The organism is Methylocystis parvus OBBP, assembly GCF_027571405.1.
GTDB lineage: Bacteria > Pseudomonadota > Alphaproteobacteria > Rhizobiales > Beijerinckiaceae > Methylocystis > Methylocystis parva.
Map to the genome: position 1 here is coordinate 1,021,405 of NZ_CP092968.1, position 14,199 is coordinate 1,035,603.

Consider the following 14,199-nt stretch of genomic DNA (forward strand, 5'->3'; position numbering starts at 1 on the left):
AGACAGACACTGAAAAAGGAGAGCCGGCCGGCGAGTAGCCTGCCGGCTCTCTCATTGGAAGCGCGGCGCTCAAGCCGGCTCGTCTTCCGTCAGCGTCAGCAGAATATCCGCGTACCAGGCGCAGTTCAGCCCCAGCGCCTCGTCCTGGTTCAAGTCGCGCGTGCCCACGTCCAGCCGCGACGAATGCACCCCAAGGAGCCGCCATGGCAGATCGTCCGGCGTCGAGGGCGCCTCGACGTCGCGCATCACCACGGGGGCGCCGCTCGCGCCGCGATGCGTGCGGGCGTCGGTAAGGAAATAGCCCTGGCCCTGGAAGCGCAAACCGAAGGCGGAGGCGATCGCCGCCTGCCGCGCGACGGGCGTGTGATGCAGCGTGTCGTGAAAGCCGAGCGGAAAGCCGACGATCAGCACCGAAGCGCCGATATCGACGTTCTCGGCGGGATCGACCATATGAGCAGGCGTAAAAGCGTGAAAGACGCTGGTCTCCGGCAGAGCAGGCCGATCGATCTCTATCACGGCGACGTCGATTTCTCCCGCCTGATCGATCCCCTGACGCCAAAGCGGCGCGTCCTCGCGATAGAGGGGGATCGAAAAGGGGACGATCTGCGCGATATTGTCGGGGTCGATATGGAGCTCGATCTCGATACGGTCCGGGCGATGGCCGCTCGCATCGTCGCGCATCACATGCCGGCTCGTCACGAGAAACAGCCGCCCGCCGCGCTCGAAGAAGAAGCTGCTGGCGTTGGTCAGATGGAGGTCGCCCGCAAAGGTGCACAGCCGCGCTGAGGCGAGGAGCAGTGAATCAATCGACATCCTCGTCCCTCTCGGCGCGACTCTTTTCGACCAAACTAGCGCCTTGCCCGCGCAAATCACAGTGCGCCGGCTCCGGACGAGGGGCTAAATGAGAGGCGGATCAAAGGCGGGCGCCATTTCCCCGCCGTGTTTCGGCGTCTAGACTGACCGTCCATGGGAATCATTTCGCCCGCCAAGCGCAGCTTGACCGCCCCCGCCGCCACGGAGCCGGTCGAAACCGGGCTTTTGACCATCGATCTTTCCGCGCTCGCCGCCAATTGGCGCATGCTCGCCGCCCTTGCCGGCTCCGCCCAATGCGGGGCCGTCGTCAAGGCCGACGGCTACGGGCTCGGACAGGCCGCCGTGATGCGGGCCCTGTCGGGCGCGGGCTGCAAGACCTTCTTCGTCGCCAATCTGCTGGAGGGCGAGACCGCGCGGGCCCTCGCGCCGGACGCCGCCATCTATGTCCTCGACGGCGTCGTCCCCGGCTGCGCCCCGCGCCTCGCGGCGGCGGAGTTGCGCCCCTGCATCGGCTCCTTCGCCGAGCTGGAGGAATGGGCGGCGGCGGGCGTGACGTTCGGCCGCAAACTCGAGGCGGCGCTTCATTTCGACACCGGCATGAACCGCCTAGGCTTCGCTCCCCGCGACGCGGCCGACGTCGCGATTCGGGCGCGGGGGATCGCCCCGACCTTGATCATGAGCCATTTCCTCAGCTCCCAATCGGCGGATGATCCGGTCAACGACCGGCAGATCGCCGATTTCCTGGCCGCGCGGACGCATTTCCCTGGCCTTTCGGGCTCCATCGCCAATTCCTCCGGCGTCTTCCTGCCCCAGAAGCCGCATTTCGACCTCGTGCGGCCGGGCTATGCGCTCTATGGCGGCAACCCGACGCCGCAAGCGGCCAATCCGATGCGCCCCGTGGCGCGGCTGCTGGCGCGCATCGTCTCGGTCCGAGACCTCACCCCCGGCGAGACGGTCGGCTATGACGGCGTCTGGAAGGCCCCTCGCCCGTCGCGCGTCGCGACCATCGGCGCGGGATATGCCGACGGCCTCCCGATCTCCGCAACGGCCGCTCCGGACAAGCCGGCCGGCGAAGCGATCGTCGGCGGCGCGCGCTGCCCCTTCATCGGCCGGGTCTCGATGGATTACATCGTGCTCGACGTCACCGACGCGCCAAAGGGGGCCGCCGAAAGGGGCCAATGGGTCGAGCTGCTGGGCGAGACGATCGACGTCGAGGCGCTCGCCGGACGGGCGCGGACGATCGGCTACGAGGTGCTGACAAGGCTGGGGCGTCGCTATTCGCGGCGCTATGCGGGGTAAGATTTATCCCCGGCGCCGCGCGGCGCGGTAGAAAGGCCTTACGCCTTTGCGAACCAGGGCTGCAGCACCGGATACCCCTCCCCGGCGAGCAGCGAAACGGTCTCGTAAAGCGGCAGGCCCACAACCGCCGTATAGGAGCCCACGAGCTTGACCACAAAAGTCCCCGCGAGCCCTTGAATGGCGTAGCCGCCCGCCTTTCCGCGCCATTCGCCGGAGGCGAGATAGGCGTCGACCTCCATCGAGCTCAGCCGTTTGAAGCGCAGCCGCGCCTCGACAAGCCTTTTGCGTTCGAAGCCGCGCGGATTGATCAGGCTCACCGCCGTATAGACGCGGTGCTGGCGTCCGGAAAGCAGCTGCAGGCATTCCTCCGCCTCCTCGGTCGTCTCCGGCTTGGGCAGGCTGCGGCGGCCCACGGCGACCACCGTATCGGCGGCGAGGAGGTAGGACTGCTTCAGATCGTCATGCGCCGACCGCACCTTGGCCGCGGCGGTCGCTTTCTCGCTTGCGAGTCGAACGGCCAGAGCGCGGGGCGATTCGCCCTTATGCGGCGTTTCGTCGATGTCGGCCGGCAAAAGCGCGTCGGCCTCGAGACCGGCCTGCTGCAGCAAAGCGAGGCGGCGAGGCGAGGCGGAAGCGAGGATCAGCTTCGACTTGGGGGCGGCGGGTTCGGCTGTCACGAAAAGCGGCTCCGCCGAAAGAGATTACCGGAAACGATAGGTGATGCGGCCCTTGGTGAGGTCGTAGGGCGTCATTTCCACAAGCACCTTGTCGCCCTCGAGCACGCGAATGCGATTCTTGCGCATCTTGCCGGCGGTATGGGCGATGATCTCGTGATCGTTCTCGAGCTTCACCCGGAACATCGCGCTGGGCAGCAGTTCGGTGACGATTCCGGGGAATTCGAGCAATTCTTCCTTGGCCATGTGGTTCCTTGGGCAGCGCCCTCCAGCCCGGTCGATCGGTCAGATAGCGCAGAAAAGCAAAAAGGCCGCAGCGCCCGAACGGGCGGCGGCGTCGGCGCGGACCCTAATCGAGAAAGTCGAATTTGTGAACAACAGAGTTGAAGCGCTGCGCTCACCCGCGCAGCGAGGTAGCGAAGAGTTAGGAATGCGTCGGTAGCCTCGCCACATGTTTGCAGAAGCCCTCCGCCCCGCCAATGCCGCCCCCGCCCGTTGCGACCGCGACGGCCTCCATTTCATCAAGATTCTCGTTTTGTGCCTTTTCGTGGCCGCGGCTATCAGCCGCGCGGTCCAGCGCGACTTCAGGCAGGGCTTCGACGAGGTCGCCCATGTCTCCTACGTGGCGCACCTCCAGCAAACCGGCGAAGCCTCGCCCGATTTCGCGGCCATGCGCCTACTAGATCCGGAAACCTTCCATTTCATGGATCTCCCGAATTACCTCAACCATCCGTCGCCCTATTACTGGCTGCTCGCCCGGCTAGGTCCCAAGGTCGAAGGGAATCCCCGAAGCTTGGTGATTCTGAGGCTGATCAATATCGTCATCGCTGCGTCCGGGTTTTGCGCCCTTTTAATGCTGAGTTCTGGCGACAAACGCTCGAAGATCGAAGAATATGCTTGGTATCTGCCGCTTTTAGCCATTCCGATGCTACCCTCCATCGCCGGCGCCGCAAACAACGACAATCCCGCCTTTCTCGGCGGCGCCCTGGCGCTTCTAGCCTCCCAGCGATTGCTGGCCACCCGCGAGGGCGCCTGGCTCATAGTCGCGCTCGCGGGCCTGATTGTCGCGGGTCTGGCTAAGCTCACCGGCCTATTGCTTGTGGGCGGACTCATCGCTGGCGTTCTGGCGACGATGATATCGCGCGGAGACTGCCAGCCCTCGTGGATCGGGGCGGCCGTAATCGCGGCGCTCGTCGCCGCCTCCCCCTATGTGGCGCTATGGGTGCAATATGGCGGCCCGGCGCCAGACACGCCCGGCCAGATCGAACTGCTCAAAAGCACCGCCCCGCCGGACCTCGGCTGGGAGCATGCGCCGCGCCTCTCCTTCCTCGGCTTTGCGGCAAAATTTGCGCAGGCGTTCTTCATCCATTGGGTTCCAACGCCGCGCGAACGAAACGCGCTGCAATACGCCGTGCTGGCGGCCCCTGTTTTCGCCATCTTCTGCGCGATGGCGGGCGCATGGATCTCAGGACGCCGGTTATTGCGCAAGAGAGAGACGCCGGACGACGTGCTGATCGTCGCGGGCTTCGCTACCCTCTGCGTCACTCTCGCCTGCCATCTTGTCTTCAGCTACCGCCACCATGTGGCTTACGCCTATTTGGCGGACGCTTATCCGCGTTATTATCTGCCGCTCATCGGGATTGTGCCGCTCGCGGGGCTATCTGCGCTGTCGGCGATGCGTGAGTCGCGCGCGAAGACGATATTGACCGCCATCCTCATCGGCGGCCCGCTTGCGGTGTCCCTGTTCGGCATCCCGATTTAGATCGCTCGCCAAAAGGCCTATTTCGGCTTCCCCTTCACCGTCCGCGTGCCCGGCTTTCCTCCGCTCGACCGCCCGGCCGGCCGCGCCGGCGGCATGCGCCCGATCGGCCGCGCCTCGCCGCCGCCGAAATTGTGCGGGCCCATATCGGCGTCAGTCGGCTTGCGGGCGCGGGTCGCCAGCGCCGCATCGGACGATTCGCGGCCCTTGTGGCGCGAGACCTCGCGCGCCCTTTGCGCACGCTCCAGCGGCGGCAGATCGCCGAGCAGCTCCATCTTCTGCAGCCGCTGAATTTCGTCGCGCAGCCGCGCCGCCTCCTCGAAGGCGAGATCGGCCGCGGCCTCCTTCATGCGCTTTTCGAGATCGGCCATCGTCGCCGCGAGATTGTGGCCCGGCGCGATGTCATAACCGGTATCCACCGTCACATGATCCTGCTCGGCGACGCTGCCGAGAATGTCGGCGATGCCGCGCTTGATCGAGGCCGGCGTGATGTTGTTTTCGAGATTATACGCCATCTGCTTGGCGCGGCGGCGCTCCGTCTCGTCCATGGCGCGCTTCATCGAGCCTGTGACGTGATCGGCGTACAAAATCACGCGGCCGTCGACATTGCGCGCGGCGCGGCCGATGGTCTGCACCAGCGAGGTCTCGCTGCGCAGGAAGCCTTCCTTGTCCGCGTCGAGAATGGCGACGAGGCCGCATTCCGGAATGTCGAGGCCTTCACGCAACAGATTGATGCCGACCAGCGCGTCGAAGGCGCCGAGGCGCAGATCGCGGATGATCTCGATGCGTTCAATCGTGTCGATGTCGCTGTGCATGTAGCGCACGCGCACGCCGTTCTCGTGCAGATATTCGGTAAGGTCCTCGGCCATGCGCTTGGTGAGAACGGTGATAAGCGAGCGATAGCCGATCTGCGAAACCGCGCGCACTTCGTCGAGAAGATCGTCGACCTGCGATCGCGCCTCGCGCACCTCGACGACCGGATCGATGAGCCCTGTCGGACGAATGACCTGCTCGACGAAAACACCGCCCGTCTGCTCCAGCTCCCAGCCGCCCGGCGTCGCAGAAACGGCCACCGTCTGCGGCCGCATCGCGTTCCATTCCTCGAAGCGCAAAGGCCGGTTATCCATGCAGGACGGGAGGCGAAACCCATATTCGGCCAAAGTCGCCTTGCGGCGGAAGTCGCCTTTATACATGGCGCCGATCTGCGGGATCGACACATGGCTTTCATCAGCGAAGACAAGCGCGTTGTCGGGCAGATATTCGAACAAGGTCGGCGGCGGCTCGCCGGGCTTGCGGCCGGTGAGATAGCGCGAATAATTCTCGATGCCGGCGCAGGAGCCCGTCGCCTCCATCATCTCCATATCGAAGCGCGTGCGCTGTTCGAGCCGCTGCGCTTCGAGCAGACGCCCCGAGCGATTCAACTCGTCCAGGCGCTGCTTCAGCTCATCCTTGATCGCCTTGATCGATTGCAGCAGCGTCGGGCGCGGCGTCACGTAATGCGAGTTGGCGTAGACCTTCACGAATTCGAGATCGACCGTCTTCTTGCCGGTGAGCGGATCGAATTCGGAGATCGACTCCACCTCGTCGCCAAAAAAGGAAATGCGCCAGGCGCGATCCTCATAATGGGCCGGGAAGATGTCGACGGTGTCGCCGCGCACGCGGAACGTTCCGCGCGTGAAATCCGCCTGCACGCGGCGGTAATGCAACGCGACGAGATCGGTGATGAGCTGCTTCTGTTGCAGCTTCTCGCCAAGCTGCACGGAGAAGGTCATCGCCGTATAGGTCTCGACCGAGCCGATGCCGTAAATGCAGGAGACCGACGCGACGATGATGACGTCGTCGCGCTCCAGCAGCGCGCGCGTCGCGGCGTGGCGCATGCGGTCGATCTGCTCGTTCACGCTCGACTCTTTTTCGATGTAAGTGTCGGAGCGCGGCACATAGGCCTCGGGCTGATAGTAGTCGTAATAAGAGACGAAATATTCGACGGCGTTATTTGGGAAGAAGCTCTTGAACTCGCCATAGAGCTGCGCCGCCAGCGTCTTGTTGGGCGCGAGGATCAGCGCCGGCCGCTGCGTCTCGGCGATGACGCTGGCCATGGTGAAGGTCTTGCCCGAGCCGGTGACGCCGAGCAGCACCTGATCGCGCTCCTCCGCCTTTATGCCCTTCACCAGCTCAGCGATCGCCGCCGGCTGGTCGCCCTTGGGCGTGTATTCGGAGACGAGATCGAAACTGACGCCGCCCTCGGATTTCTCCGGCCGCTCCGGCCGGTGCGGAACCCAGGGCTGCTTGTCGCGAAGGTTCGGATCGCCGAGCCGCAGCAATTGCGCCAGCGAATCCGCCGTCGCCTGCACGCCCCCGCCCTGCGGCGGCAGATCGCCCAGAACCCACTTCTGAACCTCTTCGTCGCCAAGCGGATCGGAGGCGTCATATTCCGCCTGCCCGGCGTCCTCGAAACCGGGCGCCAGCGCGGGGTTGAGCAATTGCGCGAGATGCGGCGCGAGCGGCGCCAGCTCCGGCTTCGACGCCTTGGCGCGCGTCGGCCGCGCGGGGTCTTTCTTCGGTGCGTCTTTCTTGGGCTTTTCGGGGGACTTCGCCATGGCGGCAATATGGGGGGTGTTGCGGGTGGAGGAAAGCGGGTTTCGCTTTTGCAGAGAAAGCGGGCGTCCTGCTCTTTTGGCGACCAACGCCTCCGCCCGTCCTTTGAAATTTTGGGCTTTGCCCAGCGGCGGCCCAGGCGCCGCGTCGCAGCAACGAAAGCCTAACCCTTGAAGCGGCCCGGCCTTTGCATTTGTGTCACGAATGGCGCAAACTTGACCTCTTTGCCGAGGGAGACTCACCTTGATGAACAGCAGGCCGGGACTGACCACGCTTTTCGTCGATACGCTCGCTTTGAGCGTCACGGCCAATGCGGTCATCGCCATGCGGCTGACCAAAATGGCCTTCGGCGCGGTCGATCCCAATCGGGAGAGCAGCCTGATGGTCGCGGAGAAGATCGACGCGGCGGCGGAGGCGTCGCTCGCCGCCGCGCGGGCGATCGTAACCGGCCAGCCCCATCACGCCGCTGGCCGCGCCGTGGCGGTCTACAAGCGGCGGGTGGAGCGCAATCTGCGCCGGCTGACGGGCGGGTAACGGCCCCCTTCGCAGCCCTTCCCCTGCTACGCCGGAGAGGCGGCAGGCGGCGTCTTTCGAGAAGTTTTCTCAGCGTCTGGCGCGACGGTCTTTGACCTTTGGCGAAGAATGATCTTCGCCAAAGGACGTCGAAATTCAGTCAGAAGCCGGACCGGCGGGCTTTTACCCGCCAATCTCGATTCGCGCGTCGACGCCCAGAAGCCTGCCGACCGTCTTGACGCGGCTGAGCACCCGGTCGCTGGCGAGGTCCGTATAATCAGCCGGTAGACGAAGCGTCAGAAGCCCACCGCGAACCAGCAGGCTGGTGCGCGGCAGAATACCGGGCATGGAGGCCGAGAGCACATAGGCGGCGCGCATCGCCGCGCCGAGCAGGCGCGCGCGCACGAAGAGGCGCGTGGTCAGAAGGCTGCGCACCGCGCCAATCCCCGCGCCGCCGTCCGGGCCCTCGTGACGCATCATGATGGCGAGCGACAGAAAGGCGCGGCCGGGATGATCGACCGAGACGAAGGGGCCGTGGGTGACGATGTTCATCGCCCGCTGGGCGCGATATTCCGGATGGGCGCGCCATGCGATGTCGGAGAGCAGACAGGCGGCGTGGCGCAGCCGCTTCTCTTCGGGCGACTCGTCGATCTCGCTGGAAGCGAGAAAGGCGTCGGTCCAGGCGATAAGCTCATCGCCATAGCCCGAGGCGCGCGCAAAGAGCGTCTCCAGCTCGCGGGAGCCCGCAAGGAGCGGGTCGACCTTTCGTTCGGACTCGGAAAGGCGCTCGAACAAAAGTCCCTCGCGAACGCCCGCGGCGGAGATGACGATCTCGCGCGGCTTGGCGCGTCGAATGATTTCGTCGAGCACGATGGCGCCGTAAGCGAGCAGCGGCCGGCGCGCCGCCGACACGGTCTCGATATCCTCGATCGCCGCGCTGTCCACATGTTCGACAAGCGCCGCAAAATCCGCGGCTTCGTTGGTCTGGATGCGATAATTGTGCATCACCCCGAGCGGGTAGTTGCGCTGTCGCATATGGAGCTTGGCCAGCGAGCGCCATGTGCCGCCAACCGCGTAGAAGGTGCGGCCTTTCAAATGTTCCAGAGGCTTGGCGCCGGCGATCGCCTTTCGCGCGATGCGCGTCGCTTCGCGCGGCGATTTGCGCGACGCGTCCATCAGGGCGAGTCCGCCGAGCGGCAGCGTGACGCCTTTTCCAAGCTCGTCGCCCGCAACGTCGATCAGTTCGAGCGAGCCGCCGCCAAGATCGCCGACGACGCCGTTCGGCTCATGCACGGCGGAAATGACGCCAAGCGCCGACAGCTCCGCTTCGCGCTTGCCCGAAAGCAGGACGATGTCGCGGCCGATCGCGGCGCGCGCGGCGTCGAGGAAAGCCGGACCGTTCTCGGCGTCCCGCGCGGCGGCGGTGGCGATGACCTCGATGTCGAGCACGCGCATCGTTTCGCACAAGGCGCGGTAGCGCTTGAGGGCCTTCAGCGCCCTCTCGACGCCCTCTTCCGGAAGCCGCCCCGTCGTCACCACGCCCTTGCCGAGACCGCACATCGCCTTCTCGTTGAAGATCGGCGTGGGCGCGCGGGAGAGGCCCTGATAGGCGACGAGACGCACGGAGTTCGAGCCGATGTCCACGATCGCCACCGGCTTGGCCGAGCTGGGCGCAGGCTGCTCGATCCGCTCCGGCCGAAGGAATCTCTTAAGCATCTTGCTTGCGCTTCAGCAGCGAACGCGGGCGCCAGTCCTTGAGCGACTTGCCGCGGCCGGACAGGCTCGGATGCGTCATGAAATATTTGTGCGCATTGAAATGTTCCTCACCCTCCGCCGGAACGATGCGCTGCGACGAGCCGTCGGGCAGCACGCGATAGCTCTGCTCATTGTCGATGAGATTTGCGAGCATGATCTGGTCGAGCAATTGCTGATGAACGGTCGGGTTGGAGATCGGCATCAGCACTTCGACGCGGCGGTCGAGATTGCGCGGCATGAGATCGGCCGAGGAGATGTAGACATGCGCGCGCGGATGCGGCAGCGGATGCCCGCCGCCAAAGGCGTAGACGCGCGCATGTTCGAGGAAGCGTCCGACGATCGACTTGACGCGGATGTTTTCGGAGAGACCGGGAACGCCCGGCCGCAGGCAACAAATGCCGCGCACGACGCAGTCGATCTGCACGCCGGCTTTCGAGGCCATATAGAGGGCGTCGATGATCTCGGGATCGACGAGCGCGTTGCATTTGAGCCAGATGGCGCCAGGCTTGCCCGCCTTCACCGACCCCATCTCCTGCTCGATATGTTCAAGCAGCCGCTTCTTGAGCGAAATCGGCGACACCGCCATCCGTTCGAGTCCCGCAGGCTCGGCGTAGCCGGTGATGTAATTGAAGATGCGCGAGACGTCGCGGCCGATTGTCGGGTCTGCGGTGAACACGGAAATATCCGTATAGATGCGCGCGGTGACGGGATGATAATTGCCCGTGCCCACATGACAGTAGGTTGCGAGGCCCGAGCCTTCGCGGCGCACCACCATCGACAGCTTGCCATGCGTCTTGAGTTCGATGAAGCCGAAGACGACTTGCGCGCCGGCGCGTTCGAGATCGCGCGCCCAGCGGATGTTCGCCTCTTCGTCGAAGCGCGCTTTCAGCTCGACGAGCGCGGTGACGGATTTGCCCGCCTCGGCGGCCTCCACCAGCGCGCGCACGATCGGGCTGTTGTTAGAGGTGCGATAAAGCGTCTGCTTGATGGCGATGACGTTGGGATCGCGCGCCGCCTGCTGCAGGAACTGCACGACGACGTCGAAGGACTCATAGGGGTGGTGGACCGCAAGGTCCTTCTGTTTGATGGCGAGGAAACAATCGCCGCCATTGTCGCGCACGCGCTCGGGAAAGCGCGGATTATAGGGCTTGAATTTGAGATCCGGCCGGTCGAGCGCGACGAGTTCGGACAGATCGTTGAGCGCCAGCATGCCGTCGATCTGGAAGGTTTCGCTCTGTTCGACGCCAAGCTCCTCCGCGACGAGCGCGCGCAAAGTCTCCGGCATGTCGGCCGCGACTTCGAGGCGGATGACCGAACCGCGGCGACGGCGCTTCAGCGCGGTCTCAAAGAAGAGCACGAGGTCTTCCGCCTCTTCCTCAACTTCGAGATCGCTGTCGCGGATCACGCGAAAGAGCCCCTGCCCTCGCAGCAAATAACCAGGGAAGAGGCGCTGCGCGTTCATCGCGATGAGCGTTTCGAGCAGCATGAATCGCTCGCGCGCGCCGCCCGGATTGGGAAGCTGGACGAAGCGTTCGATCTTCGAGGGCAGGCGCACCAGCGCCTGAAGCGTCTTGCGGTCGCCCGGCCGCACCAGCTCCAACGCCAGCGTGAAGCCGAGATTCGGGATGAAGGGGAAGGGATGCGCCGGATCGACGGCGAGCGGCGTCAGAACGGGAAAAATCTTGCTGAGGAAATGGTCTTCGAGCCATTCGCGATCGGCCTTGGAGACGTCGCCCGGCTCCACGATGACGATGCCCACTTCCTCGATTTCGCGGCGCAGCTCACGCCAGCGCCGTAACTGTTCGTTCGTGAGGAGGACGACGCGCTCGTTGATCTTCGAAAGCTGCTCCGACGGCGTGAGCCCATCCTGCGACACCGCCGTCAGACCCGAGCGGACCTGTCCGCGCAAGCCGGCGACGCGCACCATGAAGAATTCATCGAGATTGTTCGCGGAAATCGAGAGAAAGCGAAGTTGCTCCAGAACCGGATGGTTCTTGTTCGAGGCTTCCTCGAGCACGCGGCGATTGAATTCGAGCCAGGACAATTCGCGGTTGATGAAACGGCGCGGGGAGACCGCCAACTCGTCCGGATGCTCCAGAATCTCGCCCGCAGGGTCCATTACCTCAATCGCGGCGGCCTCGATCTGCGTCGCGGCCCGCTCGGTCTTTTCCTTAATATTCGCCGTCATGCCGTTTTCCCATTTTCGCCATCATGCCATATCGACGCTGTCGGAGGCAGTGCGAAAACGCCGCCCAGTTAATCCTGCGTCCCGTTCGAACCGGCCTCGAAACGCTCCATGACCTGCGCGGCCAGCGCGCGCGTCACCCGCCGCTGTTGCGCAAGCGCTTCACGATCGAGCGCCGCGACAAAAGCGCGCGCCGCGTCGAGGGAGCGCTCCAGGCGAAGGGCGGCATAGGCCAGAGCCGGCGGCTCGACGAGGAGTTGGCGGTCTCGAAAAAGCTTGTCGAGCACCGCCAGCATGAGGTCGTCGTCCGGAGCGCCGATCTCAACCATGGGCGCACGACGCAGGCGTGACAAAAGATCGGGTAGGCGAAATTGCGCGCCGGAGGGCGGTCTCGCCGCCGTCATCAGCACGAACGCCCGGTGCTCGACGGCGTAATTCAGCAGGTGGAAAAGCGCCGTCTCGTCGACGATAAAATCCAGGTCGTCGATCGCGATCGCCTCGGGCGTCGCCGCCGCCAGCGTCTCCAATGACGGCGGCGAACGGCCGAGAGCCCGCAGGGCCGCGGCGCGCTCGGCGAAGATCGACAGCAAATGGCTCTTGCCGCTTCCCGGCGGACCGACCAGCAGAAGGACGCGGTCGGGCCAATCCGGCCAGCGCTCGACCATGGCGAGCGCCGCTTCGTTCGACGGCGCCGCCAGAAAATCGGCGCGGCCGAGTCGCGGCTGCACCGGCAACTCCAGCGGCAGTTGCGCCGGCGTTCCCTGCCCCATTGCGGGTCAGGCCCGGTCTTGCGCGTAGGGCGATTCGCGGTAGAGCGCGCTCGCGCGATAGCGGCGGGCCAGAAAACGCATGAGCGCGCCGAGCGCCGCCGCCGCCGGCACGGCGATGATGAGCCCCGTAAAGCCGAAAAGCGCGCCGAACGCGAGCAGCGCGAACATGATCCAGACCGGATGCAGCCCGACCGACGCGCCAACGAGTCGCGGCGAAAGGACGTAGCCGTCCATGACCAGCCCGGTCGAAACAATGGCGATCGCCTCGACCGGCAGATTGATATGCGGCCAAGCCTGTACGATCGCGATGATGATCGACAGAACGAAAGCCGTGATCGAGCCGACATAGGGGATGAAGCTTAGGAAACCCGCTATGACCCCGATCAGGAAACCGAAATTCAGCCCGATCGCGGAAAGGCCCAGCGCGTACCAGACGCCAAGGAAGAGACAGACCAGCGATTGCCCGCGCACAAAGCCCGCGAGCGCGCGATCGATGTCGCGCGCCAGCATGCGCACGTCGTCGCGGTGTCGCGGCGGAACGAGGTCGTCGATGATCTGAACCATATGATCCCAGTCGAGCATCATATAGAAGGCCACGACAGGAGTGATGACGACGAGCGAAATCACATTGATGAGCGCATAGCCGCGCCACAGCAACGATTTCAGAAAATCGCCGACCATCGACGCGCCCTGGCTCGCGAGATCGTTGAAATATTTCTCGATGTCGACGTTCAGGCTCGCGCCGGCGCCGGCCCATCCATATTTCTCGAGAAAATCCTTGAGATATTCATTTGTGAAATGGGCGCTCCATTCCGTGACGAGGCCATGCAGCGTCTGCAGATAGCCGGGCAGCGCGGTGAGGAATCCCGCGAGCTGGTGGGTCAATATCGGGAGCAGAATGACGAGACCCGTCACCAGGACGGCGAGGAAGACAGAAAGCAGCAACAGCGCCGCGCCGAGGCGCGAACAGCCAAGCTTTTGCAGCCGGTCGGCCACGGGATCGAGCAGATAGCCGAGCGCCGTGCCCGCCACGAAGGGCGCGAGGACCGGGCTCAACAGGTAAAGGATCGCGGCCAGCACAAGGAGCGTCACGCCCCACAGCGCCAGTTGCCGTTCGAGGCTCAGGCCCGCCCATTTTACCGCGACGACCTGCACGGGCTCCGATTGCTGGACGTCGGGCGACGTCGCCGCAGCCGAAGACAAATTGGCGGGCTGACGCGCCCCCTTCGCGCGGGGAGCCGCCGGCAGCTTCTGCTTCGTCATATGCTCAAGGCCTCATATGCTGGACCCAGAGCCACAGATAGACGCTTGCCGAAGTCATGGTCAATGCGGCGACGCTTCCCTCGAAGAGGCTTTCCAAAGCCTCGGCGCGAAAGCCATAGGCCTCGCCGGCCAAAACAAATCCGGCGAGGCCGAGCTGCGCGGCGGTCGTGATTTTCGAGGATATGTGCGGCCGGACCTTGACGGGCCGCGAAAGGAACCACGCCACGAGGACGCCCCCGACAATCAGCGCGTCGCGGGAGACGACCAGGATCGCGAGCCAGGGCGGGAGCGCCCCCGCGCTCGCGAGCAAGACATAAATGGAGATGATCAGCGCCTTGTCCGCCAGCGGATCGAGCACGGCGCCGAGCTCGGATTGCAGATGGTAGGTCTTGGCCAGCCAGCCGTCGAGCGCGTCCGAGACCCCCGCCACGATGAATATGAGGAAGGCCGGGCCCCAGCGCTGATCGACGCCCATGCCGATTATGGCCGGCGTCAGCACCAGCCTGCCGATCGTAATGAGGTTCGGGAGCGACGCAAACCAGCGGGAGGCCATAAAGCGTATGTGGCGCGGGG

General features: G+C 64.8%; 12 protein-coding genes. 3 read left to right on the forward strand and 9 right to left on the reverse strand.

Translation table 11 applies throughout. The annotated features are described in order from the left end of the window. Positions 1–69 precede the first annotated feature (69 nt). Positions 70–813, reverse strand: coding sequence for a S1 family peptidase (locus tag MMG94_RS05085; protein ID WP_016920923.1), 744 nt, complete (start codon positions 811–813; stop codon positions 70–72). A 153-nt stretch (positions 814–966) separates the two neighbouring features. Between MMG94_RS05085 and alr the strand changes: the two genes are divergently transcribed. Beyond that, positions 967–2,112: an alanine racemase gene (alr, locus tag MMG94_RS05090; RefSeq protein WP_016920924.1), complete on the forward strand. Its 1,146-nt coding sequence runs from the start codon at positions 967–969 to the stop codon at positions 2,110–2,112. 38 nt (positions 2,113–2,150) lie between these two features. Here the strand turns inward: alr and MMG94_RS05095 are convergent, their stop codons facing one another. Continuing rightward, entirely contained in the window at positions 2,151–2,789 is a 639-nt protein-coding gene (locus tag MMG94_RS05095; RefSeq protein WP_016920925.1) for a Maf-like protein, read from the reverse strand. 24 nt (positions 2,790–2,813) lie between these two features. Next, a complete protein-coding gene (infA, locus tag MMG94_RS05100) occupies positions 2,814–3,032 on the reverse strand; it encodes a translation initiation factor IF-1 (RefSeq protein WP_016920926.1) in 219 nt (72 codons plus the stop codon). Between the two features lie 205 nt (positions 3,033–3,237). Here infA and MMG94_RS05105 point away from each other — a divergent pair, with 205 nt between their 5' ends. Continuing rightward, a complete protein-coding gene (locus MMG94_RS05105; RefSeq protein WP_016920927.1) occupies positions 3,238–4,548 on the forward strand; it encodes a hypothetical protein in 1,311 nt (436 codons plus the stop codon). A gap of 17 nt (positions 4,549–4,565) precedes the next feature. Here MMG94_RS05105 and uvrB read toward each other — a convergent pair whose 3' ends face one another. Then, positions 4,566–7,142, reverse strand: a complete 2,577-nt coding sequence (gene uvrB / locus MMG94_RS05110) for an excinuclease ABC subunit UvrB (RefSeq protein WP_016920928.1) — start codon at positions 7,140–7,142, stop codon at positions 4,566–4,568. A 244-nt stretch (positions 7,143–7,386) separates the two neighbouring features. On the opposite strand from uvrB, the gene MMG94_RS05115 reads away from it, so the two are divergent. Further along, positions 7,387–7,674 carry a hypothetical protein gene (locus MMG94_RS05115; RefSeq protein WP_016920929.1) on the forward strand — a complete coding sequence of 96 codons (288 nt, stop codon included), beginning with the start codon at positions 7,387–7,389 and terminating at the stop codon, positions 7,672–7,674. Positions 7,675–7,836: 162 nt separating this feature from the next. Here the strand turns inward: MMG94_RS05115 and ppx are convergent, their stop codons facing one another. From ppx to MMG94_RS05140, 5 genes are all read right to left on the reverse strand, one after another. Beyond that, positions 7,837–9,369, reverse strand: coding sequence for an exopolyphosphatase (gene ppx, locus MMG94_RS05120; RefSeq protein WP_016920930.1), 1,533 nt, complete (start codon positions 9,367–9,369; stop codon positions 7,837–7,839). After that, entirely contained in the window at positions 9,362–11,596 is a 2,235-nt protein-coding gene (locus tag MMG94_RS05125) for an RNA degradosome polyphosphate kinase (protein ID WP_016920931.1), read from the reverse strand. Before MMG94_RS05125 ends, ppx begins: the two co-directional genes overlap by 8 nt. Positions 11,597–11,664: 68 nt before the next feature. After that, on the reverse strand, positions 11,665–12,363 hold the full coding sequence (locus tag MMG94_RS05130; RefSeq protein WP_016920932.1) for a P-loop NTPase family protein: 699 nt from the start codon (positions 12,361–12,363) through the stop codon (positions 11,665–11,667). A gap of 6 nt (positions 12,364–12,369) precedes the next feature. After that, the gene (locus MMG94_RS05135; RefSeq protein ID WP_016920933.1) at positions 12,370–13,626 is read right to left on the reverse strand and encodes an AI-2E family transporter; all 1,257 of its coding nucleotides are present in this window, start codon (positions 13,624–13,626) and stop codon (positions 12,370–12,372) included. 4 nt (positions 13,627–13,630) lie between these two features. Next, the gene (locus MMG94_RS05140) at positions 13,631–14,179 is read right to left on the reverse strand and encodes a CDP-alcohol phosphatidyltransferase family protein (protein WP_016920934.1); all 549 of its coding nucleotides are present in this window, start codon (positions 14,177–14,179) and stop codon (positions 13,631–13,633) included. Positions 14,180–14,199: the final 20 nt, after the last annotated feature.

What these genes read in the sequence shown, in the direction of transcription:
- uvrB (WP_016920928.1), bottom strand. Translation starts at nt 7,142, where the DNA reads ATGGCGAAGTCCCCCGAAAAGCCCAAGAAAGACGCACCGAAGAAAGAC.
- MMG94_RS05140 (WP_016920934.1), bottom strand. Translation starts at nt 14,179, where the DNA reads ATGGCCTCCCGCTGGTTTGCGTCGCTCCCGAACCTCATTACGATCGGC.
- infA (WP_016920926.1), bottom strand. Translation starts at nt 3,032, where the DNA reads ATGGCCAAGGAAGAATTGCTCGAATTCCCCGGAATCGTCACCGAACTG.
- MMG94_RS05115 (WP_016920929.1), top strand. Translation starts at nt 7,387, where the DNA reads ATGAACAGCAGGCCGGGACTGACCACGCTTTTCGTCGATACGCTCGCT.
- MMG94_RS05135 (WP_016920933.1), bottom strand. Translation starts at nt 13,626, where the DNA reads ATGACGAAGCAGAAGCTGCCGGCGGCTCCCCGCGCGAAGGGGGCGCGT.
- ppx (WP_016920930.1), bottom strand. Translation starts at nt 9,369, where the DNA reads ATGCTTAAGAGATTCCTTCGGCCGGAGCGGATCGAGCAGCCTGCGCCC.
- MMG94_RS05125 (WP_016920931.1), bottom strand. Translation starts at nt 11,596, where the DNA reads ATGACGGCGAATATTAAGGAAAAGACCGAGCGGGCCGCGACGCAGATC.
- MMG94_RS05085 (WP_016920923.1), bottom strand. Translation starts at nt 813, where the DNA reads ATGTCGATTGATTCACTGCTCCTCGCCTCAGCGCGGCTGTGCACCTTT.
- MMG94_RS05130 (WP_016920932.1), bottom strand. Translation starts at nt 12,363, where the DNA reads ATGGGGCAGGGAACGCCGGCGCAACTGCCGCTGGAGTTGCCGGTGCAG.
- alr (WP_016920924.1), top strand. Translation starts at nt 967, where the DNA reads ATGGGAATCATTTCGCCCGCCAAGCGCAGCTTGACCGCCCCCGCCGCC.
- MMG94_RS05105 (WP_016920927.1), top strand. Translation starts at nt 3,238, where the DNA reads ATGTTTGCAGAAGCCCTCCGCCCCGCCAATGCCGCCCCCGCCCGTTGC.